This is a genomic window from Rhodococcus sp. ARC_M12 (assembly GCF_022810385.1).
Classification (GTDB): domain Bacteria; phylum Actinomycetota; class Actinomycetes; order Mycobacteriales; family Mycobacteriaceae; genus Rhodococcoides; species Rhodococcoides navarretei.
Window position 1 is genome coordinate 1 of the sequence record NZ_JALGQI010000091.1, and the last position, 290, is coordinate 290.

The 290-nt window shown below is 55.9% G+C and carries 1 rRNA gene; it reads left to right on the top strand.

Features of this window, described 5'->3' with window-relative positions:
- Positions 1–188 precede the first annotated feature (188 nt).
- Positions 189–290: ribosomal RNA gene (gene rrf / locus MTX35_RS25475) — 5S ribosomal RNA — on the top strand; the annotation flags it as partial.

Below are 290 nucleotides of genomic sequence, written 5' to 3' on the forward strand. Positions count from 1 at the left end.
GAAGTCGGGTAACCGATGCAGGTGACTGGTACTAATAGGCCGAGGACTTACCACAAAGAAGCTACGCGTCCACTGTGCAATATCTGAAACAACACACGAGTTGATTCAGCAAGCACAATCGAATACACGAATCCGCCACCCACACGTGTGTGGGTGACAGGTTCGCTCGTGACACTGTTTCGCAGAGTTACGGCGGCCATAGCGGAGGGGAAACGCCCGGTCCCATTCCGAACCCGGAAGCTAAGCCCTCCAGCGCCGATGGTACTGCACTCGACAGGGTGTGGGAGAGT